Origin of the sequence: Microbacterium arborescens, from assembly GCF_049707515.1 — a bacterium.
GTDB lineage: Bacteria > Actinomycetota > Actinomycetes > Actinomycetales > Microbacteriaceae > Microbacterium > Microbacterium arborescens_B.
Map to the genome: position 1 here is coordinate 70,734 of NZ_JBNAFI010000003.1, position 21,436 is coordinate 92,169.

The window sequence follows — 21,436 nt, forward strand, 5'->3', positions numbered from 1 at the left end:
GTCGGCCACGCCGCTTAGGCTTGTTCGGTGAGTGACGAGCAGACCCCGAGGCGCGCCAGCGTCGAGTTGCTTCGCGCGGAGGCGGCCGACGAGCTCTCGGTTCTCGTGGAAGAGCGCCTGCGAAGCGGCGAAGACCCGTGGGAGTTCATGGAGGAGCTTCCGACGGTCGATGAACTGGTCGTGCTGATGCTGCGCGCCGAGAACATCGCGGCTTACGGCGGTGGACGTCCGAGCTCCGCTCGCAACTACCGCGTGCTCCGGCAGATCGCCCTGGATCATCCGGAGCTGACACGTGCCGTATGGCGGCTTCTCGGCAGCGAACCGCACCGCCGCTGGGATGCCGCGACGCGCGCGGATGCTTCCTGATCCTGCCTCATGCAGGACAAAGAAAAGTCCCGGTCAGATGCAATATCCGACCGGGACTTCCTACGTCCGGGCTCTCAGCCGATGTAGGTGGCGAGGTCCTGCTCGAGGGCGAACTTCGGCTTGGCGCCGATGATCGTCTTCTCGACCTCACCCTTGTTGAAGACCTTCATCGCCGGGATGGAGGTGATCTGGTACTGCATGGCGAGGTTGGGGTTCTCGTCGACGTTGAGCTTGAGCACCGTGATCTTGTCGGGGTGCTCGCCGGCGATCTCGTCGAGGATGGGGCTGACCATCCGACACGGACCGCACCACGCGGCCCAGAAGTCGACGAGGACGGGTCCGTCGGCGTCGAGGACGTCCTGCTGCCAGGTGCTTTCGGTCGTGGCCTTGGCGGTCATGTGTGATCTCCTTCGAAAGGGTGTCGCCTACGTCAACGACGCGGGCGGGTGAAATGTTCCGTTATGCGTTCTCGGTCTCGGCGACGAGCGACTCCAGGCCCTCGTCGGGTCGGCCGCGCAGCGGCGACGAGTCGGCCGCAGGCTCGGCGGCCTCGCCGAGGGCGGCGAGGTAGTGCTCGACGTCCAGTGCCGCGACGGTTCCACTGCCCGCGGCGGTGACCGCCTGGCGGTAGGTCGGGTCGATGACGTCACCAGCGGCGAAGACGCCGGGGACGGACGTGCGCGACGAGCGGCCGTCCACCCACACGGTGCCGTGCTCGGTCAGGTCGAGCGCGCCGTGCACGAGGTGGGTGCGGGGGTCGTAGCCGATCGCGACGAAGATCCCGTCGAGAGCGAGCTCGCGCGTCGATCCGTCGACGGTGTCGCGCAGGACGACGCCGGTCACGGCATCCTCGCCCAGGATGTCGGCGACCTCACTGTTCCAGACGAACTCGATCTTGTCGTTGTTCATCGCGCGGTTCTGCATGATCTTCGAGGCGCGCAGCTCGTCGCGGCGGTGGATGACGTACACCTTCGACGCGAACTTCGTCAGGAACGTGGCCTCCTCCATGGCGGAGTCCCCACCGCCGACGACGGCGATCACGCGGTCGCGGAAGAAGAAGCCGTCGCAGGTGGCGCAGTACGAGACGCCGCGTCCGGAGAGGCGGCTCTCGCCCTCGATGCCGATCTTGCGAGGAGCGGAACCGGTGGCGAAGACGAGGCTGTCGGCTTCGTGCGTCGCACCGCTGCCCAGGGTGATCTTCTTGACGGGGCCGGCGATGTCGAGGTCGACGACGTCGTCGTACAGCACCTCGGTGCCGAACTTCTCGGCCTGCTCCTGCATCTTCGTCATGAGATCGGGGCCCATGATGCCCTCGGGGAAGCCGGGGAAGTTCTCGACTTCGGTGGTGTTCATCAGCTCGCCGCCCGCTTCGACCGAGCTCGCGATGAGCAGCGGCTTCAGGTTCGCGCGTGCCGCGTAGATCGCGGCCGTGTAGCCGGCGGGGCCGGATCCGATGATGATGACCTGTCGCACGTCGACATCCCTTTCTGGGGTCTGGAATCCGCGTCGCGGATACCCCGACACGTCCAACCCATGGTAGCCGTGGGGCATTCCCCGGCGGCCGAGGAGAGGAGTGTCAGCGCCCCAGGATGCGGCGCACCGCGCGGACGGCGGGACCGAGCTCCGGCGCGCGAAGCACGGCGAGGAGGATGACGTAGGCGACGAGTGTCGTCAGCCCGATCACGGCGCCTCCGAAGAGCGCGGCGGCGATCGTCTCGATCGTCCACCCCCACACCACGGTCAGGAGCAGCGAGACGCCCCATCCCGCGGCGCAGGCGGGGATGCCGGCGACGATGAAGCGGAGAACGCCCCGTACCGCGCCGGCGAGGCCGAGCGGGCCGATCTTCCGCCGCAGGAGGACGACCGCGAGCACCAGCTGGACGATGTTCGCGAGCGACTGGCCCAGCGCGATGCCGACCGCGAGGTATTCGACAGGCAGCACGAGGTAGGCGGTGACGGCGGTCGTGGCGACGAGGATCGCCTGCACCAACGTGAACACGAAGGGTGTGCGGGTGTCCTGGTGGGCATAGAACGTGCGCTGCAGGACGAACTGGAACGACAGGGGGAGCAGAGCGACGAGGTACGCGGCGAGCACCCAGGCGAACGTCGCCGCCGTCTGCGGACCGGTCGTGAAGACGCGAGAGATCGGCAGGATCGCCGCGACGATCGCGGCAAGCGCGCCGACCATGAAGATCCCGATCGTTCGGGTGGCGGCATCCAGGTCGGAGCGGAGCGCGTCGGGGCGTCCGGTGGCGACATGCTCGCTCAGGCGGGTGAAGTAGGGCGTTCCGATCGACAGGACGATGACCGAGAACGGCAGCATGAACACCAGCCACGCGTAGGACATAGCGGCCACCGAGGCGCCCGCGCTGGATGCCGCACTGACGAGGGTCGTCTGGACGAGGCCGGCGAGCTGGCCGACGACGACCATCAGGAACGTCCAGCCCGCGAGGCGCCCGATGTGCCGCAGTCCTATACCGCGCCATCCGAAGTCGGGACGAACGTGCAGACCGGCGCGGCGCCAGAACAGGAGCAGCACGCCAGCCTGCGCGACGATGCCCGCGGTGGCGGTGCCGGCGATGACGGACACCATCGTCGGCGTCCAGCCGACCACGTCCTCTTGGACCCCGAAGAGCCAGATGAAGACGACGAAGCCGATGATCGACACGATGTTGTTCACGATCGGCGACCAGGCGAAGGGACCGAACACCCCACGCGCGTTGAGGATCTCGCCCAGAAGTGCGTACATGCCGTAGAAGAGCAGCTGCGGCAGGCACCAGTAGGCGAATGCCAGCGTCAGCGCTGATGCCTCCGGCCCCAGCCGGGAGCCGAACGCCGCCACGAGCAGAGGCGCAGCGACGACGGCGATGACCGTCGTGACGAAGAGGGCGGTGACGCCGAGCGTCAGCAGCTTGGAGACGAAGGCGCTGCCGCCGTCGCGGTGCTTCGCCGCCTGGATGATCTGGGGGACGATGACGCCGGCCAGGAGGCCGGACGAGATGATCGCGTAGATGTTATTCGGCAGCTGATTGGCGATCGCGAACGCGTCGGCCGCCCCGCCCGTGGCGCTCGTGGCGATCACCGGCAGCGCAGCGGCGAGCACGATGTTGCGCACGAGGCCCGTGACCCGGGAGACGAGTGTTCCCGCGGCGACGACCGCTCCTGCTCGGCCGATTCCGCTCACTCGGTGATCTCCTGCTGTTCGGGGTCGTTCCGCTGTTCGGGAACGCCGTGGGTTCGGCGCCGGCGCAGCTTCAGCACCGTGCGGATCACACCGGCGACGATGAGGACCACGACGACCACGACGATCGCCGCGATACCGACCGACTCCCACTCCGCACGGACGGTCAGCTCGATGGCCTCGGGGGCACCGATCGGCACCGCCGCCGTGCTGCGCAGTTGCAGATCGAGCGTCGTCTCGCCGCGCCCGACGCGGGCTTCGACGGGCACGTCGACACGCGTGTTCTGCTGGGCTCCGGCCTCGACGACGGTCGCCTTCTGGACGATGAGGCGGGGGTCGCCGGTTTCGGCGAAGAGCACGAGCGAGACCGGCCACGGCAGGTCGTTGCGCACGGTGACCGGGATGGGGGCGCTCGTGGCGAGGAAGTTGATCGTGCCGGGATTGGCGATGCCGACGGCATCCAGCGTGCTCACGGTGGCCTGCTCGTGGTCGGTGACCGCCGTCGTCCAGGCCGAGGGGTCCGCCAGCCACGCGTTGCCGATCAGCTGCAGGATGGCGGTGCGCTCGCGCGTCGTCAGCTGAGCGGGCTCGACGAGCGCGGTGGCGAAGGTGGCGAGGCGGGCTTCGTCGTCGAGGAAGCGCTGCAGGGCGGCCACGCGGTCTTCGGCGGCCGGGATCTCCGCGACCGTCACCTGCGACGCGGGCACGGCGCGGAGGTCCTCGAGTGAGGCGGGGGATGCGCCCGGGCTGGCGGCGACGGCTGCGATGGCACTGCGCAGCCCGGCGCGCGAGCTCGTCGCGGGCCGGTCGATCGTGGCGACCAGCGGTCCCTCGCCGCTCAACGCGACCTGCGCCGTCGCAGCCGCGAGCGCCGCGCTCCGCACCGGTGCGTCGTCGGATGCCGCAGCCACGCGCGCGAGCTCCGACGAGACCAGACGGTCGTATACGAGCAGGTCGGCCTCGCCGACGGCCGCTCGAACATCCTCACTGGCGCCTGACACGGCGTTCGACACGGTGTCGGAGGGGACGAGGGTGAGCGCGGCGGCGTCCGGTCCGGAGGTCGCGTCGATCGTCGTCACGACATCCGCACCGGCCGTGCCACCGGCGGGCCAGAACACGTCGTCGACGGTGTTGAGCGCGGTCCCGACGGCCAGCAGCTCGTCGAGATCGGGCACCTGAGCGCTCGTGGTCGACCCCGCGGCGGGGGCGAAGTCGGCGGGATCGGCGTACGGGGCGAGCGTCATGGGCTCGAGAGGGCCGGAGAGCCCGGCGTGCACCTGGGTTGCAAGGTCCGCGTCGCCGAACTGCAGCGCGAAGCGCTCGTTGGGAAGGGTCATGAGGCTCGTGAGCCACGCCGTCGCACTCGCCGGTGCGCTCGAACCCAGCACGCGGATCGACGCGACGATCGCCGGATCGACGGCGAGGACGGCGGGTGTTCCCGCGACGGCGTCGAGGGCGGCGCTGAGCGCTCCGTCGTCACCGGTCAGATCGGAGAGCTCGGTCGCCGTGAGGAGCCCCGACGTCCGGGCCCCCGCGGTGATGGGAACGACGACCGTGGCCGACCGGGCGGGAGCGTCGGGGCGCGGCACCGTGATGACGGTGCGGGAGGAGCCGCCGGGGGCGGAGACCGAGACGGGATACACGCCGGGCGCGAGCCCGACGAGGTCCTTCTCGGTGGCGGAGACCGTCACGTTCGTGCCCCGCTCCTCGCCGGCGGCGAGCTCGGGAACGTCGGCCCGGCCCACCTCTTCGAGCACCGGCAGCGGCTCTGCGGCATCCTCAGAGGGACGGAGCCAATCGACCACGGCCTGCGCGGAGGTCAGCGCCGACCGCGAAAGCCCCACCGACACCGCACCGGCGGAGAGAGCCCGTTCCGAGCCGTTGCGCTGCACCACCGAGATCGTGGCGTCGGCGCCGGTCGCGACGAGCCCCGAGTTGGCCGGAGCGACGATGAGGGCTGTGGTTCCGGAAGCACCGGGAGTCGCGCTCGCGCTCGGCGTCGGAGTCGGCGTGGAGTCGGCCAGGGCGGCGCCGGGGGCGGCGAGCGGGCCGACGGCGATGGCTGCCGCGGCGAGCCACCCGAGCAGGCGGGCACCGCGACGGCCGCGACGCGCGCGGGCGGGGGCAGGGGAAATGTCGGTCATGGCGGCTCTCGACCCGCTGCGATACCCGACCGCAGGGTCGCACAGAGTCTAGGGCGGCGCTGCTGTGCGTCATCCGAGGCGGGCCGGGGCCTGCGGCTATTCGTGCGCTCTGCAGGGTTGAATGGTCGGGTGACCCTGAACCCCGACGCCGGCCGCTGTGCGGCCCTCCGCACCGACCTGGATGCCGCGGGGTACCGCGCCGACGCGGTGCGCGGGCTCTGGGGCACGATGGTCGACACCGCGGTGGGCCACGGCCTCGTCGAGCCCGCTCGCCGCGTGCTCGCCGGACGCACCGACGCCCTCGCCGTGCTGGCGGGACTGCTGTTCCTCGGCGGCTCCGCGCCGCGCGCGGTCGTGAACACCGCGCTGCCCACGCTCGGGGCCGACGGGCTGATCGATCTCGGGCTCGCGCACGGGGAGGGGGAGCTCGTCGTGCCCGACGCCCTCGTGCGACCGCAGGACATCTCGGATGCCGCCGGCGAGGGCCACTGGTGGATCGCGAGCGACCTCGACGAGGCGGCCGTGGGCGGTCCACTGCCGACCGGTCACGTGCTCGGGGTCGGCGGTGCCTCGCTCACGCTCGCGGGACTCCAGCTCACGACCCGGGTGGGCCGCGTGCTCGACATCGGCACCGGGTGCGGCATCCAGGCGCTCCGGGCGCGACGCGCGGGTGACACGGTCGTGGCGACGGACGTGTCGGAGCGGGCTCTCGCCTTCACGCGGCTGAACGCGCTCCTCAACGACGTCGCCGGCATCGAGACGCGGCTGGGCAGCCTGTTCGATCCGGTCGCGGGGGAGCGATTCGAACGCGTGGTGTCGAACCCCCCGTTCGTGATCACACCGCGCGTGGAGGGCGTCCCGGCGTACGAGTACCGCGACGGCGGGATGGCCGGCGATGACCTCGTCGCCGCCTTCGTGCGAGAGGTCGGCTCGGTGCTCGCCCCCGGCGGTGTGGCACAGCTGCTCGGCAACTGGGAGTACCGCGAGGGCGAGGACGGCCTCGAGCGCGTGCGCTCGTGGGTGTCGGAGTCGTCCGTGGCGCTGGACGCGTGGGTCGTGGAGCGCGAACAGCTCGATCCTCTCGCGTACGCCGAGCTGTGGGTGCGCGACGGCGGCACGGCGCCGGGTTCGCCCGCCTACGCTCCGCTCGTCCAGGCCTGGCTTGACGATTTCGCCGGTCGCGGCGTCACGGCTGTCGGCTTCGGCTACATCACGCTGCACCGGCCGCCGCTCATCCCGACGCTCGCACGCTACGAGCGCGTCGCGGGCAGCATCCCCGGCGCCCTCGGTCCGCACGTCGGTGATGCGCTCGCCGCGTGGGAGCGGCTCTCGAGCATGACCGACGCGGATCTGGATGTCGCGGTGCTGCGGGTCGCGCCCGATGTGACCGAGGCGCGCCACCATGTGCCCGGCGTCGAAGACCCGCAGGTGATCGAGCTGCGACAGGGTGCCGGCTTCGGCCGAGTGCTCGACGTCGATCCCGCCCTCGCCGCGCTGGTGGGAGCCAGCGACGGTGATCTTCCGGTGGGAGTGCTGGTGGCGGCGATCGCCGACCTGCTCGAGGTGGACCCCGGTGCGTTGCGCGCCGATCTGCTGCCTCGCGTGCGCGAGCTGCTCTTCACGGGCTTCCTGTCGTTCGCCGACGTATCGCCGGCGATGGCCGACTGAGCGACCGGGCGACTGGGCGACCGGCCGACTGCACGGTCGAGCGGAACCGCGGGCTGAGGGAGGCCCGGAGGGGCCGGGTAGGCTCGGGGCATGCTGAACATGGCCGAGGGTGTCGCGCGCCTGGGCGCCCTGGCGGCATCCCCCGTCGTCTCCGCGCTCGCCGACGCATTCGAGCGCGCCGGCTACGAGCTGGCGATCGTCGGCGGCCCCGTGCGGGATGCGCTGCTGGGGCGAAAGACCAACGACCTCGACTTCACCACGAACGCCCGGCCCGACGACATCCTCCACGTCGTCAAGCCGCTCGCCACCGCGACGTGGGACATCGGCCGCGCCTTCGGCACGATCGGTGCGAAGATCCGCGGCGAGCAGATCGAGATCACCACCTATCGCGCCGACAGCTACGACGGTGTGACCCGCAAGCCCACCGTGGAGTTCGGCGACACCCTCGAGCAGGACCTCGCGCGCCGTGACTTCACCGTCAACGCCATGGCTCTGCGCGTGCCGGGGCCGTCCCTCGTCGACCCGACGGGCGGCGTCGAAGACCTCGTGGCCACGACGCTGCGTACTCCGAGCGATCCCGCGGTGAGCTTCGGCGACGACCCGTTGCGGATGCTGCGCGCCGCGCGCTTCGGGTCGCAGCTCGGCTTCTCGCTCGACTCCGCCACCCGGCAGGCGATGGCGGAACTCCGCGAGACGCTGACAATCGTGAGCCCCGAGCGCGTGCAGGGCGAGCTCGTGAAACTCCTGCGCACCGATGACCCCGATCACGGCATCCGGTCGCTCGTCGACACGGGGCTGATGGAGCTCGTGCTGCCCGAGGTGCCCGCTCTCCGGCTCGAGATCGACGAGCACCACCACCACAAAGACGTCTACGAGCACTCCCTGACGGTGCTGCGCCAGGCCATCGAGCTCGAGCAGGAGCGCAACCCGGGTACCGAGCCCGATGTCGTCCTGCGTCTGGCGGCGCTGCTTCACGACATCGGCAAGCCCGCGACGCGAAAGCTCGAGCCCGGCGGGGGAGTGAGCTTCCACCACCACGACCTCAAAGGCTCGCGCATGGCGCGCAAGCGCCTGCAGGCTCTGCGGTTCGACTCCGACACGATCGCATCGGTGAGCCGCTTAGTCGAGCTGCACCTGCGCTTCTTCGGGTACTCCGAGGGTGCGTGGACGGACTCGGCCGTGCGGCGCTACGTCCGCGACGCGGGCGACGAGCTCGAACGTCTGCACATCCTGACGCGCGCCGATGTGACGACGCGGAACAAGCGGAAGGCCGCGCGGCTGAAGTCGGCGTACGACGACATCGAACGCCGCATCGACGAGCTCGCGGCGGCAGAGGAGCTCGGCGCGATGCGACCGGAGCTCGACGGCAACCGCATCCAGGAGATCCTCGGCATCCGCCCCGGCCGCGAGGTCGGCGAGGCGTACCGGTACCTCCTCGACATCCGGCTCGATGAGGGCATGATCGGCGAGGATGCTGCGGAGCAGCGACTGCGCGAGTGGTGGGCCGCGCGCAGCGCGAACTGACCCGCCCCGTCGTCCCCGGCGACCCGGCATCGTCGCATGACTCGCTTCGCTCGGCAACCCCGACAAGCGACCGTTCCGTCGCGCCGCATGCGCTGAGAGGATGGCGGCGCGATGTTGCACGTGAAACATCGCTCCGGTGGGTGCCGAGGCATCCGCACCTCGAGGGGAGGCGATCCGTGAGGACCACGCGGATCACATGGACGAGCATCGGATCGGTCGAGACGATCGAGCGCTGCACGACGGAGTATTCCGATGACGGCACCCGCATCGTGGGCGAGGTCGACGGCGCGATCGACATCGACATCACCGCCACCCCCGCGACGAACGCCCTGCCGATCCGGCGGCTGAAGCTCACCGTCGGCGGACACGCGGACGTCGAGGTGGCCTGGGTGCAGGTGCCTTCCCTCGACGTCGGGCTTGGGCGTCAGCGATACACGCGTGTCGGACCGCGCGCCTACTGCTTCGAGTCGCGTGACCGCGACTTCCGCCGGACCATCACGGTCGACGACGACGGATTCGTCCTCAGCTACCCGGGACTGTTCGAGCGGGTGACGGGGTCGTGACCGAATCGGTCGAGGAGATGAGGAGTGGCGAGATGTCCGAGATGAACGCGCCGAATGACGCGCCGACACCGACGCTCCTCGCGCTCGCGCGGGCGCACGGCGTCGCCACGGAGTACTGGTCGTACTCGGGCGTGCAGGTGCAGGTGCCCGTCGCGACGCTGCGCGCGATCCTCGGCGCGATGGGCGTGGCGGCTGCCGACGACGACGAGGCCGCGGCGGCTCTCGCCGAAGGGGAGGCGGCACCCTGGCGGCGCCTCGTGCCCGCATCCTCGGTCGTTCGCCGCGGGGGAGGGACGATCGAGCTGCACGTCGCCGACGGTCATGACGTGGAGGTCGCCCTGGTGCTCGAGGACGGTTCCGTGCGCCCACTCGCTATTCCCGAGCAGCAGCCGGTCGCGCGCAGTGTCGACGGCCGGACGCGCTGGCGGGTGCGGGTTCCCGTGCCTGCCGACGTCCCGCTGGGGTGGCATACGGTTCAGGCGCGACAGTACGGCGGGGATGACGAGGTGCTCGACAGCGGCGCGCTCATCGTCACGCCGCAGCGGCTGGCCCCGCCGCCCGCGGAGAGGGCGCAGCGCTCCTGGGGTCTGATGGCTCAGCTGTATTCAGTGCGCTCCCGCCGCTCCTGGGGACTGGGGGACTTCGCCGACCTCGCCGACCTCGCCGCGGTCGCGGGCGAGGCCGGTGCGGACTATCTGCTGATCAACCCGGTGCACGCCGCCGAGGTGACGACGCCGATCGAGCCGTCGCCCTACCTCCCGTCATCTCGTCGTTTCCTGGCTCCCCTGTACGTGCGACCCGAGCTCATTCCCGAAGCGGCATACCTCGGTGATGCCGCGCGCGAACGCTTCTCGTCGCTGCAACAGACTGCGGCCAAAGGCAACACGAACGCCGAGCGGATCGATCGCGACGCCGCTTGGACCGCTAAGCGCGAAGCGCTCGCTCTCGTGCACGATGTCCCCCTGTCGCCCGCGCGCCGCGCGCGGCGCGACGCCTTCGCCCGCCGCGAGGGGTCGGCCCTGGCCGACTTCGCGCTGTGGTCCGCGGTGCGCGAGCACGAGAAGGAGACGGGGGAGCGCCTGCCCGATGGCACCGCGATCGACGACCCCGTCGTCACCGAGCTCCGGGACACGCTGGGGGATCGCATCGCCTTCCACGTCTGGCTGCAGTGGATCGTCGACGAGCAGCTGAATGAAGCGGCAGCGTCGGCGGCAGCAGCCGGGATGCGGATCGGCATCATGCACGACCTCGCGGTGGGCGTCTCGACGGTGGGGTCGGACGCCTGGTCGATGGGAGACCTCTACGCGCCGGGTGTCGTCGTGGGCGCGCCGCCCGACATGTACAACCAGCAGGGTCAGAACTGGAATCAGCCGCCGTGGTTGCCGCAGGCTCTCGCCGAGCACGCGTACACGCCGCTGCGTGACATGATCCGTTCGCTCCTCCGGCATGCGGGAGCGCTGCGCATCGACCACATCCTCGGGTTCTTCCGCCTCTGGTGGATCCCGGAGGGGCTCGGGCCCGGCGAAGGCACCTATGTCCGCTACGACCACGAGGCGATGATCGGTGTCCTCGCCCTCGAGGCGCACCGGGCGGGCGCCGTGATCATCGGGGAGGACCTCGGCCTCGTCGAGCCCTGGGTGCGCGACTACCTCGCCGAGCGCGGCATCCTCGGCACGTCGGTGCTGTGGTTCGAGACCGATGAGGACGGCGGGCCTCTTGCCCCGGAGCGCTACCGCACGGACGTGCTCGCCACCGTCAACACGCACGACCTGCCGCCGACCGCCGGGTACCTCGACGGTGAGCACGTCGCCCTGCGCGCGCGGCTCGAGCTGCTCACACGTTCGGTGGAGGACGAGCTCGCCGATTTCGAGCAGGAGCGCGACCGGATGCTGGCGATGCTGCGCTCGCGCGGACTGATCGGCGACGACGCCGGCGAGCGGGAGGTCGTCGAGGCCCTGCACGTCCTCCTCGCCGCCTCCCCCTCGCGGTTGCTCGGCGTCTCGCTGGTCGACGCGGTCGGTGAGAAGCGCGTCCAGAACCAGCCGGGAACCGACGACGAGTACCCGAATTGGCAGGTGCCGCTCGCGGACGCCGACCGCCGAGTCGTCCTGCTCGACGATCTCGCTTCGTCGCCGCGGTTCCGCTCGCTGGTTGAGGCGGTGGAGCGCAGCCTGCGCGAGCGCCCGTAGAGGTCGGACGCGGGGCTTGTCAACCCGGTACGTACCTCCCCCCGGGACGCCCGTACGGTCGGAATGTCGGACGAGAGGAAACGCCATGGTCGACACCGCACCCCTGACACGGGCGAAATACCCGCGGTCGCTGATCGCGGGGCCCTATGGGCATCCGTTCCATGCGATCGCGATCATCCTGCCCATCGGCGCGTGGGTGTCGGCATCCGTCTTCGATGTCATCGCGGTCATGAGCCCGGATGCCGCGGCTTACGCCCTGGGCGCCCGCATCCTCATCGCGATCGGCCTTCTCGGCGCCGTCGTTGCCTCGGTGCTGGGTCTGATCGACTGGAGCAGCATTCCGAAGGGCACGCCCGCGCGGGTGACGGGTCTGACCCACATGGTGCTGAACTTCATCGCCATGGCGGTCTTCGCGGGAAGCCTGGCTCTTCGCGTCGAGGAGGAGACGGTTCCGACGCTCGCCATGATCGCGAGCTTCGGCGGACTCGCGCTGCTCTCGGTGTCGGGATGGCTCGGCGGAAAGCTCGCCCACACGTACGGAGTCCGCGTCGCGACCGAGACGACCCAGGCCGAGGGCCTGGAACCGTTGCCCTGACCGAGGAGAGATCATGACCGACCTGGACACCCGTCCCGACAAGCGGCCTGCGAATCCGCTGGCCGGCCCTTACGGACATCCGTTCCACCCGATCGCCGTCACGATCCCGATCGGGGCGTGGATCGCGAGCTTCGTCTTCGACATCATCGGCCTGATCGTCGCCGACCCCACCCCGTACGCCGTGGGATCGCGCGTGCTCATCGGGATCGGCCTCGTCGGGAGCGTCGTGGCCATCGTGCTCGGCATCTTCGACTACATGCGCATCCCCGACCGCACCCGGTCGTCGAGCACGGCCACCATCCACATGGGGCTCAACTTCGTCGTGTGCGGGGCGTACCTGTTCCAGCTCTTCCTGCGCACCTCGACGGACGACATCCCGATCGCGGGCGTGATCTTCAGCGCGGTGAGCCTGCTGACGCTGAGTGTCTCGGGGTGGCTCGGCGGAAAGCTCGCGTACCGCTACGGCGTGCGCGTCGCCCATGAGTCCAAGCAGGCCGAGGGCTTCGTCACGCGCCGTTCGCGGCGCTGAGGCGGCCCGTGCGGCTGACGTGACGCCTCAGCTGGACGTCGCCGCGGCGTGCTGCTCGAGGAGGAAGGCGGTGGACTTGCTCTGCAGGAATGCGCAGAGCGCGGAGACCATCGCCAGCTCGGTCGACAACTCGAGTGCCCGGCCGGCATCGAGCTTGACCTCGAGTTCGCGGGCCTCGAACGTGATGGCCCAGTGCGTCGACCCGATCGGCTCGGGCTGGAGGTAGGTCACCGTCCCGGCGTTGGCGAGGTCGAGCCCGATCAAGCCGGTGTCCTGTCCGTCGGGGCCTTCCTGCGGCATCACACGCAACCGGTCGCTGATCGGGTAACCCAGCTCGCCGAACTCCGCCAGCCATGCTTCCAGCGTTTCCATCGTCCGAAACGGCATCCGGTCCTCCAATGACCACGGCGAGGACCCTGCGCCCATGCCCAGCGCTCATTATCGCCCAGGCGACGGGTGTGGTCGGGCATTCGGCCGTTCGGCCGTTGCATTCGGCGTTCGTGCGAGAGGCTCACTCGATCGACAGGGGAGCGTGCGCAGCTCCGGATCGGTTCGCGGTCGCCTCCGTTTGCTCTCGATGCCGCCGCTCGATGGCCTGACCGGCATAGCTCGCGGCCACGATGAGAACGGCACCGCAGAGCCCGATGAATCCGATCGCCTCGCCCGCGATGACGACGCCGACGAGCAGTGCCCACACCGGCTCGGTGCCCATCAGGATGCTGGCTCGCGAGGCGGAGGTGCGCCTCACGGCCCAGAGTTGCACGACGAAGGCGAACACCGAACAGAGCAGCCCCAGGAAGAGGGCATTCATCCAGCCGCCCGCGTCGAGTCGGAGGGCGGCCGCGGGCAGATCGGGCCCGGCGATGACCGTGAACACGGCAGCACAGACGACCAGTTGAACGAGCACCATACCAAGTGAGCCATCCGCGCGGCCGCGGGTGAGGTGCGCGCTCGCCGTCACGTGGAACGCTCTGACGGCCGCCGCGGCGATGACGAGCGCATCGCCGATGGTGGGTTCGCGCAGACCGCCCTCCGAGACGAGGAGCGCGACGCCGACCACGGCGACGATGGCGGCGATGAAGTATGGCCGCGGCAGCCAGGAGCGAGAGGCGATTCCCTCGAGGACGGGAGTCATGACCAGTGCCAGGCTGATCAGGAGTCCCGCGTTCGTCGCCGTCGTGAGGTGTACGCCCCAGGTCTCGAGCCCGATGACCGCGGCCTGCGAGCAGCCCAGGCCGACGGCGATCAGGAGGCCCCGTCCCCGGGGGACGTGCTCGCGCCGTGCCAGGCAGAGGAGAGCCGTCGCGGCTGCGGCGACGAGGAAGCGGAGAGCGACGGCCGACGGTACGCCCGTGTCCGCAGCGAGGTCCTTGGCGGCGAGGAAGCTCGCACCCCAGACGGCCGCGACGCCGAGCAGGAGGGCATCGACGAGGGAATCGGTTCTCGGGCGGAGAGGCATAGGGCTAGTGTTCAGAGGGCCGATGCGGAAGAGCAACGGCCTGCTTCTTCATCGACACTGAAGGATCTGCTTATGGATCCGGCTCGGCTCCGCCTTCTCCGCGAACTCGGCGACCGCGGCAGCGTCGCGGCCGTCGCCGCTTCGATGCACGTGAGCGCGTCCGCGGTCTCGCAGCAGCTCGCGGCATTGCAAGCCGGTGTGCCGGTTCCACTGACGGTCAAGCAGGGGCGCCGGCTCGTACTGACGGAGGCCGGCGAAGCGCTCGCGATCGCGGCGACGCGCGTCGAGCAGGCCCTCGCCGAGGCACAGGACGCGGTCGGCTCGTTCCTCGTCCATGATGAGCGGCCAGTCCGCGTCTCCGCGTTCCACAGCGCCGGCCTCACCCTTTTCGCACCGCTCCTCGCAGAGCTGGGCGACGGGCCGCGGGTCTCGCTGGCCGATGCCGACGTCGCACAGGACAAGTTCGCCGGCCTCACCGCCGACTACGACCTCGTGATCGCGCATCGCCTCGCGCATGATCCGGAGTGGCCGGTTCGGCGATTGGTGGTCATGCCGCTCCTCGTGGAGCCGCTCGACATCGCGCTGCCCGCGACGCATCCCCTCGCCGCTTCTGAGGCCGTCCGGCCCGAACAGTTGCGGGATGAACGGTGGATCTCGACGCACGAGGGCTTCCCTCTTGCCGGCGTGCTCACCCACCTCGGCGCGCTGATCGGTCAGAGCCCGCGCATCGACCACCGCATCAACGAGTTCTCCGTCGCCGCTCAGGTCGTCCGCGCCGGCGGTGCCGTCGCCGTGATGCCGCGGACGACCGCCGCCCCGTTGGCCGTGGACGGGATGGTTCTCCGCCCGATCGTCGGCGCCCCGTTCGCGCGCCACGTCGACGTGCTCGCCCGCCCCGACGCGGTTGCGCACGCGCCCGTCCGCAGAGTCCTCGAAGCGCTACGGCAGGTCGCGGTCGCGGTGACGCCGCGCTGAGGCGGGGCGCGATCCACGAAAGCGCCCCGCTCGCTGTCGCGACGGGGCGCTTCCGTGGTGACGTCCCGTCCGCACGGGCGCACAGGTCGGTCAGGGGCGATCGTGTGCGGTTCCGGGAGTACCGCCCTCGAGCTCGATCTCTTCCTTGCGCACGTCCGCGCTGACCTGCTCGGTGTCGGTGACGGTGTCGGTGTCGAGCTTGACCCGCTCGACCGGCACGGTCTCCTTGGCGATGACCGGTCGTTCCTCCGAGAGGACGACTTCGTGTTCTTCCTCGCTGATGTCGGGTCCGGACAGCGCGTCGCCGGCGTTCGCGTCGGTGATCGGCTCACGCTCGAGCCGGACCTCCTCGCGACTGACGGGAACCGTCACCGTCTCCTGCTCGGTGACGACGTACTTGCGCAGCCGTGCGCGGCCGGTCTCCACCCGTTCGGTGCCGACGTGCAGCTGCTCCTCGGAACGGGTCATCGCGTGATCGGTGTTGGGGCCGGACGTGTCGTGGCCCGCGGTGGCATCCGCATGATCGGTCGAGACGTCGCGGTCGCGATCGGCTGCGCCGCCCGAGGAGTCGCGGCCCTGGTAGTACTCGTACAGGTTCGCCTCTTCGGCTTCGGACAGTTCCGAGTCCGTCTCCATCCGAGGGGCGCCTTTGACGAAGTCCTTGGTGAACGGCACCCGCAGGTCGCCGTCGATGACGTCGGCGTCATCGAGCGGAACGAACGACTCGGACGTGCCGAAGAACCCGGTGGCAACGGTGGCCCAGTTGGGCCTTCCGGTCGCGGGGTCGACGTAGATCTGCCCGACGGAACCGACCTTGTGGCCGTCGGGGTCGGTGACGTTCGCTCCGATGAGGCTGGCGACGTTCTGTTCACTGATCATGGTGGTCTTGCCTTTCACTGGTGTTCTTGCGGCGGTTGCTGAGGTGCGCTCAGCTCCCGAGTCCGACCCGGTCGACCTTGCGGTGGTAACGCATCCCGGCGAGTCCGCCGAGGACGGCTCCGACAAGGGTGACGACGGCTGCGCCGAGCGCAGTGAGGATGCCAGTGAGGGTCGCGGTCTCGGGTGTGATGGGGATGCGCGGGAAGCCCTGCAGGTTGCCGAGGATGTCCCACTGCGATCCGGCGATCGCGGTGATGACCGCGACGACGATCGCGATCACGATCGCCCAGATCCAGACGGCGATTCCCTGCTTCGCGCCGCTGAAGCGGGCCATTCGTCCCGCCACGTAGCCGCCGGCGAAGTACGAGATGAGGAGGACGAGACCGATGACGATGGCGCTGACGACGGTGACCGTCGTGCTGTTGTCCGCGGCTGCGTCGGCGGCCTGGTCGGGAGTGGCGCCGCTGCCGACGCCGATGGCGGCCCCGATCGCGGCGACGAGGGCGGTGAGGAGAACGGTGCATCCCATGGCGGTGAGCCAACCGAAGAACGCGGATCCGAACTTGAAGCCTCCGAACTCCGCCTTCTCGCGTTCGTGGACGTCGTGGCGCACGGTGTGGCCTTTTTCGACCGGGACGGCCGCGCTGGTGGAGTCGGAATCGAACACAGGCGCACCCGGCTCGCGGTACTCAGGAGTGCTGTTGCTGCTCATGGCGCGACGGTACGTCGATCGATGGCTGCCGCGAATGCCGTTGTCGTCGCAGGCGGATGAGCGTATGGTTTTCCGGCTTACACCGTAAGTCGGACGCGGCCCGTGCGCGCATGGTGCGCGAGCAGTGGGACACTCGAGGACGACCGGAAGGTGATGCTCGCGATGGGTCACGACGACAGCACGTCAGGCAACGCTTCTTCTCCGAGGCTGAGTCGCGACCTCATCGTCGCGACCGCTCTCGGTCAGATCGATCGCCTGGGGGCCTCGGGGCTCTCCATGCGTTCGCTGGCGCAGGAACTCAACGTCGAGGCGATGTCGCTCTATCGGTACATCAATGGCAAGGAAGATCTGCTCGAGGGCGTCGTTGCGCTCCTCATGGCCGACCTCACCTCCACACTGAGCGCCGAGACCCACACGCGATGGCAGGGATTCCTGCAGGTGACGGCTCACAGCGTTCGCCGGATCGCCATCGATCACCCTCAGGCCTTCCCGCTGATCGCGACTCGACACCCGGCAGCTCCCTGGCTGCGTCCGCCGCTGCGGAGCGTCGAAGTCGTGAACATCTTCCTCAGTTCGCTGATCTCGCAGGGCTTCACCGACGGCCAGGCGGTCGATGCCTACCGAGCGTTCAGCAGCTTCCTCCTCGGGCAACTGCTTCTCGAATCAGCCGTCCGCGGCGCCGACACGGGACCCGTCGACGAAGCCCTCGATGAGGGCGATGCCGCCATACCCGAGGGTGACGGGCGCGTCGATCTTCAGGATGCTCCCGAAGTCCTCCGCCTGCGAGCGCTGCTCAGCGAGGACCGCAGCGACGAGGAGTTCGAGATCTCGCTCGAGTCTCTCCTCGACCGGTTGGACCGCAATCTCTCGCAGTGACGACGGCCGGCGCGGGCGCGCTAGCATCCTCGGCATGAGCGAGGACGTCGCGCCCGAGTCCGGCTTCCGGGGACTCAGCGCCGAGCGCACGAAGGCCTTCGTCGACGCGGTCGTCGCCATCGCGATGACGCTGCTGGTCCTGCCGCTCATGGAGAGCGTCGGCGACAGCGCGGCCCGAGACCATACGACGTGGGAGTGGCTCGTCGACCAGCGGCATCAGCTGCAGAGCTTCCTCATCAGTTTCGTGCTGATCGCGATGTTCTGGATGCTGCACCACCGGCTCTTCGTGTCCGTCCAGCGGATCACCGCCGCGCTCATGTGGATCACGGTCGGCTGGATGCTCACGATCGTGTGGATGCCGGTCGTCACCGCCCTCACCGGACAGGTCGCCGACGATGCTCTGCAGAAGGTGCTCTACATCGGCACACTCGTCGTCACGAGCGGAATGCTGCTCGTCACCCGGATCCACCTGTCGCGGCATCCGGAGCTGCACAGCGCTTCACGTCAGGACCTGCGGGCGGGGATGTCGATCGACCTCTCGATGATCGTCCTGTTCCTCGTGGCCCTCGCGATCGCGATCGGCTTCCCGGCCGTCGGCTACCTCGGGCTGCTCGTCATGTTCCTCACCGGCACGGCGCAGAAACTGACGGCGCGGATGCTGCGCTGAGCGGCAGCTCAGCGCACCGCGGCGAAGAGTGCGCCGGTCGCGCCCGGGGCGGATGCCACAGCATGCGAGGTCCCGATTGGGCCGGCAATCGGGCGTGAGTCTCCGGCCGAAGTGGGACCTCGGCGAGGTGGACGAGCGGGTTCCGGATGGATTCAGCCGGTCGCGGAAGGCTTCATGTCATAGGTGACCCATGCCGTGGCGGTGGCCACGCCGTCGTAGATTCGTCGTGCGACGGCGTTGTCGGCTGCAGTGATCCAGCGAACGACGCTTGCGCCCTCGGCAGCGGCGACGGCTGCGGCCTCGCGCAGCAGACCCGATGCGACCCCGGCGCCTCGCGCCTCGGGCGCGGTGAACAGATCGTCGAGGTACAGACCGATCGTGGCCGTGGACGGTCGCGCGAACCGGCGGAGGTTGGCGAGCCCGACGACGGAGCCATCGTGGACCGCGACCAGACCGGTGAGACCGTGCCGCCCCTGCGACACCCACTCCCACGTGCGGCGCACCGCCGACGCGTCATCCTCGAGTGAGTAGAAGCTGCGGTATCCGGCGTACAGCGTCGACCACGCCTCCTCATCGGCATCGATGACTCGTCTGATCTCCAGCGTCATCCGCCCAGGCTATGGGCTCGGCACCCCCGCAGACCCACACGCTGCCCCCGGCGCCGGGCCCGGCTCAACGCACAGCGGCGAAGAGTCCGCCGATGAAGGCGATGACGGGTCCGATCGCTCCCACGGTGACGATCAGCAGCACGACGACCACCGTGATCCACGGCACGCCCTTCTTCAGGCGTTGGCCCGGCGCGGCGACACCGGGCGGCGGGCGGAGCAGACCGGGCGGCGGGGTGACCGGCAGGGCGGGCGCGGCGCTCGCCGAGGGGCCGGGCCCCGTCGGAACGTCGGCCGGGGTGCCCGCGCCCGCGCCTGAGGTGCCCGCGGCGGGGCCGGCCGACACGCCAGCGCCGGCGGCCGCGGGGGATGGGGCAGCGGTGTCGGACGCCGACGTCGCAGGCCCGGCGTGCCCGGCCGAGGCGGCGAGCCGGTCGTCGCGCCATCGCTCCCACTGCGCGAGCTTGTCGATCATCGCCGCGACCGCACCGAACAGCCACGACCACGTCGCCGGGTCGAGGGTGGAGAAGTCGCGCCGGCCGTAGAAGAAGAGCCAGTCGTCGACGATCTCGACATCCAGGGCAGCGGCGTTGTCGACGAAGCGCGCCATGATGTCGGGCGTGAAGAGGTACAGGGCGTCGCGCTCATACCCGCGGGGGCAATACAGGCGGAAGTACCTGTCGAAGTCGCCCTCGAGGCTCAGGTGCTGGTCGCGGTCGAAGGTGACCGGGAGGTTCGAGCCGAACAGCCCGTTGTTGCCGAGCGCGTCGAGCACGATGTGCGGCAGAGGAGTCGACAGGTGCACGGCGACGTAGCCCCACGTGTGGGTCTGCTGGTTCTTGCCCGACCCGGTGGTGTACCGGTAGTTGGCGAACTCCACGAACCTCGGCTGGTCGCCGCGAACGAGGTTGGATGCCATCCGGCCCGACCCCTGCGAGAAGATCATGCCCGGCAGCGGCGGCTGTGGGCGCTGGGGCTCGAAGCTCATCCCGTTGGCGCGCGCGAAGCGGTCGAGCCGGTACCAGACCGCGGCTTGCGCAGCGCGCTGGCGGCGGCCGAAGAACGGGATGAGCGCCGCGAGCGCGATGAGGATGACGAGCGGGATGAGGGGCGTCAGCGAGAGTGCGGCACCGGACCCTGACTGCGTCCCGATCGCGAACACCAAGCCGCCGACGATGGCCGAGAGGACGCCGCCGAAGACCAGCACCACGAAGACGACCACGACCACCGCGATGATCACGCCGGCGGTGCCCGACCCGCCCGGAAGTCGACCGCTGTCGGCCAGGTGCTTGCGGAAGGCCCGCGCGGTCGTCGGCGAGACGGGTTCCTGCAGGGGGCGGGGGTCGAACGGAACGCTCATCGGTTCACCTCGTCTGCGCCCCAGTACAGGGATGCGTCGACCGGCAGGGGGAGGGCTTCGAACTCGGGGGAGCGGCAGATCGCGTCGACGAGCTCATGCGATCCGCCGACGATGGTCGAGTCGAAGTCGACCTCCGAGACCATCACCCACGCGTGGTCTGCTGGCCAGAGCAGGCTGGGGCTCTGCGCGCGCGCGTCGAAGCTTGCAGCGTCGGCGGTGCGGTCGCGCCACGGCATCCGCAGCTCCCAGTCGTCGTCGGCGAACTCGGTTGCGTCGCCGCGGAAGAGAACGAAAGCGCGCTCGGGCAGGGTGAGCCGCGGGCCCTCGGAGATCTCGCGCGAGAGGATGCCCTCCTGCCAGGTGGGCTTCCGGAACACGTTGTTGAAACGGTCCGAGAACGACGAGCCGAGCATGCGGTTGTGGCGGGCCAGAGTGGCGTCGTCGGGGTCGCCGATCTGGACGAACGCGCGCGAGGGATGACGGCCCATATGACCGAGCAGGCCGCCGCGACCCTCCCATAGGCCCGCGTACACGTCATCCGCCGTCGAGGTGTGCCTGTCGAGCTCACGCGCGAGAACAGTCAGACGGTGCGGGTCGAGTTCGCCCATCTCGGGCGCCTGGAACCAGCGGCCGTCGGGGGATGTCATCTGATTCGAGCCGAACTCGGGCGAGCGGACGATCGCGTCCCACTGCGCCAGCGGGTGCAGCGTCGTCCCGAAAGCGGCGGCGGTCTCCGCCCATGTGACGGGATCGGTGACGAGGTCCGAGCTCATCTGCTGCGACTGCTGCCACCCCATCGCCAACCACGCGTCCGGTGACGGCAAGGGCGTGCCGTCGGCCCGCGCCTGAACGGATGCCGGATGGAGGATCCGCGCGTACGCCTCGAAGCCGCGGGGCACGACGTCGTGGATCGTCCCGCGCCATGGCTCATCGACCCGTTCGCGCAGCCAGTCGCCGACCGAGACGTCCGCCGTCCACTCCATGCGCCCACGCTACCGGTGGTCGGTCGGCGAACCGACGTGCGATCAGGTAAGCTGTTGAGGTTGTCCGACCTCGGTCGGGCACGTGCTACACACCCTCCTGCTTCCGGGAAATGCCCGGGAGCCGTTCTAGTCCGAAGGAGGTGGGTCAGTGACGCACACGT

General features: G+C 69.9%; 21 protein-coding genes. 10 read left to right on the top strand and 11 right to left on the bottom strand.

The window, feature by feature from the left end:
* The first annotated feature begins 27 nt into the window (after positions 1-27).
* Positions 28-366, top strand: a complete 339-nt coding sequence (locus ACPYN5_RS07315) for a tryptophan synthase subunit alpha (RefSeq protein WP_424448320.1) — start codon at positions 28-30, stop codon at positions 364-366.
* 74 nt (positions 367-440) lie between these two features.
* Here ACPYN5_RS07315 and trxA read toward each other — a convergent pair whose 3' ends face one another.
* The 4 genes from trxA to ACPYN5_RS07335 form a co-directional block, all read right to left on the bottom strand.
* Entirely contained in the window at positions 441-764 is a 324-nt protein-coding gene (trxA, locus tag ACPYN5_RS07320) for a thioredoxin (protein WP_178012290.1), read from the bottom strand.
* A gap of 61 nt (positions 765-825) precedes the next feature.
* Positions 826-1,839 carry a thioredoxin-disulfide reductase gene (gene trxB, locus ACPYN5_RS07325; protein ID WP_424448321.1) on the bottom strand — a complete coding sequence of 338 codons (1,014 nt, stop codon included), beginning with the start codon at positions 1,837-1,839 and terminating at the stop codon, positions 826-828.
* 103 nt (positions 1,840-1,942) lie between these two features.
* Positions 1,943-3,550, bottom strand: coding sequence for a murein biosynthesis integral membrane protein MurJ (gene murJ / locus ACPYN5_RS07330; RefSeq protein ID WP_424448322.1), 1,608 nt, complete (start codon positions 3,548-3,550; stop codon positions 1,943-1,945).
* Positions 3,547-5,691 (bottom strand): DUF6049 family protein, encoded by a 2,145-nt coding sequence (locus tag ACPYN5_RS07335; protein ID WP_424448323.1) that lies wholly within the window; start codon positions 5,689-5,691, stop codon positions 3,547-3,549. Before ACPYN5_RS07335 ends, murJ begins: the two co-directional genes overlap by 4 nt.
* Before the next feature lie 129 nt (positions 5,692-5,820).
* On the opposite strand from ACPYN5_RS07335, the gene ACPYN5_RS07340 reads away from it, so the two are divergent.
* From ACPYN5_RS07340 to ACPYN5_RS07365, 6 genes are all read left to right on the top strand, one after another.
* The gene (locus ACPYN5_RS07340) at positions 5,821-7,359 is read left to right on the top strand and encodes a DUF7059 domain-containing protein (RefSeq protein ID WP_424448324.1); all 1,539 of its coding nucleotides are present in this window, start codon (positions 5,821-5,823) and stop codon (positions 7,357-7,359) included.
* Between the two features lie 90 nt (positions 7,360-7,449).
* On the top strand, positions 7,450-8,883 hold the full coding sequence (locus tag ACPYN5_RS07345; protein ID WP_424448325.1) for a CCA tRNA nucleotidyltransferase: 1,434 nt from the start codon (positions 7,450-7,452) through the stop codon (positions 8,881-8,883).
* A 176-nt stretch (positions 8,884-9,059) separates the two neighbouring features.
* Entirely contained in the window at positions 9,060-9,446 is a 387-nt protein-coding gene (locus ACPYN5_RS07350; protein WP_424448326.1) for a putative glycolipid-binding domain-containing protein, read from the top strand.
* A gap of 32 nt (positions 9,447-9,478) precedes the next feature.
* Positions 9,479-11,635, top strand: a complete 2,157-nt coding sequence (gene malQ, locus ACPYN5_RS07355; protein WP_424448327.1) for a 4-alpha-glucanotransferase — start codon at positions 9,479-9,481, stop codon at positions 11,633-11,635.
* Between the two features lie 85 nt (positions 11,636-11,720).
* Complete coding sequence (locus tag ACPYN5_RS07360) at positions 11,721-12,230, top strand: DUF2231 domain-containing protein (RefSeq protein WP_424448328.1); 510 nt, start codon at positions 11,721-11,723, stop codon at positions 12,228-12,230.
* A 13-nt stretch (positions 12,231-12,243) separates the two neighbouring features.
* Positions 12,244-12,759, top strand: a complete 516-nt coding sequence (locus ACPYN5_RS07365) for a DUF2231 domain-containing protein (protein WP_424448329.1) — start codon at positions 12,244-12,246, stop codon at positions 12,757-12,759.
* Positions 12,760-12,786: 27 nt separating this feature from the next.
* On the opposite strand, the gene ACPYN5_RS07370 is transcribed toward ACPYN5_RS07365, so the two are convergent.
* Both ACPYN5_RS07370 and ACPYN5_RS07375 read right to left on the bottom strand, forming a co-directional pair.
* Complete coding sequence (locus ACPYN5_RS07370) at positions 12,787-13,131, bottom strand: hypothetical protein (RefSeq protein WP_424448330.1); 345 nt, start codon at positions 13,129-13,131, stop codon at positions 12,787-12,789.
* A 139-nt stretch (positions 13,132-13,270) separates the two neighbouring features.
* Positions 13,271-14,218, bottom strand: coding sequence for a DMT family transporter (locus ACPYN5_RS07375; RefSeq protein ID WP_424448331.1), 948 nt, complete (start codon positions 14,216-14,218; stop codon positions 13,271-13,273).
* 72 nt (positions 14,219-14,290) lie between these two features.
* On the opposite strand from ACPYN5_RS07375, the gene ACPYN5_RS07380 reads away from it, so the two are divergent.
* Positions 14,291-15,193 carry a LysR family transcriptional regulator gene (locus tag ACPYN5_RS07380; RefSeq protein WP_424448332.1) on the top strand — a complete coding sequence of 301 codons (903 nt, stop codon included), beginning with the start codon at positions 14,291-14,293 and terminating at the stop codon, positions 15,191-15,193.
* A gap of 90 nt (positions 15,194-15,283) precedes the next feature.
* Here the strand turns inward: ACPYN5_RS07380 and ACPYN5_RS07385 are convergent, their stop codons facing one another.
* Positions 15,284-16,072, bottom strand: a complete 789-nt coding sequence (locus ACPYN5_RS07385; protein ID WP_424448333.1) for a DUF2382 domain-containing protein — start codon at positions 16,070-16,072, stop codon at positions 15,284-15,286.
* Positions 16,073-16,121: 49 nt separating this feature from the next.
* Positions 16,122-16,784 carry a hypothetical protein gene (locus ACPYN5_RS07390; RefSeq protein ID WP_424448334.1) on the bottom strand — a complete coding sequence of 221 codons (663 nt, stop codon included), beginning with the start codon at positions 16,782-16,784 and terminating at the stop codon, positions 16,122-16,124.
* Between the two features lie 276 nt (positions 16,785-17,060).
* Here ACPYN5_RS07390 and ACPYN5_RS07395 point away from each other — a divergent pair, with 276 nt between their 5' ends.
* Together ACPYN5_RS07395 and ACPYN5_RS07400 are read left to right on the top strand one after the other, a co-directional pair.
* Entirely contained in the window at positions 17,061-17,660 is a 600-nt protein-coding gene (locus ACPYN5_RS07395) for a TetR/AcrR family transcriptional regulator C-terminal domain-containing protein (protein WP_424448335.1), read from the top strand.
* Between the two features lie 34 nt (positions 17,661-17,694).
* Positions 17,695-18,327, top strand: a complete 633-nt coding sequence (locus ACPYN5_RS07400) for a TMEM175 family protein (protein ID WP_424448336.1) — start codon at positions 17,695-17,697, stop codon at positions 18,325-18,327.
* A 152-nt stretch (positions 18,328-18,479) separates the two neighbouring features.
* On the opposite strand, the gene ACPYN5_RS07405 is transcribed toward ACPYN5_RS07400, so the two are convergent.
* From ACPYN5_RS07405 to ACPYN5_RS07415, 3 genes are all read right to left on the bottom strand, one after another.
* On the bottom strand, positions 18,480-18,935 hold the full coding sequence (locus ACPYN5_RS07405) for a GNAT family N-acetyltransferase (protein ID WP_424448337.1): 456 nt from the start codon (positions 18,933-18,935) through the stop codon (positions 18,480-18,482).
* A gap of 64 nt (positions 18,936-18,999) precedes the next feature.
* Positions 19,000-20,292, bottom strand: a complete 1,293-nt coding sequence (locus ACPYN5_RS07410; RefSeq protein ID WP_424448338.1) for a hypothetical protein — start codon at positions 20,290-20,292, stop codon at positions 19,000-19,002.
* Entirely contained in the window at positions 20,289-21,275 is a 987-nt protein-coding gene (locus tag ACPYN5_RS07415) for a hypothetical protein (RefSeq protein ID WP_424448339.1), read from the bottom strand. Before ACPYN5_RS07415 ends, ACPYN5_RS07410 begins: the two co-directional genes overlap by 4 nt.
* Positions 21,276-21,436: the final 161 nt, after the last annotated feature.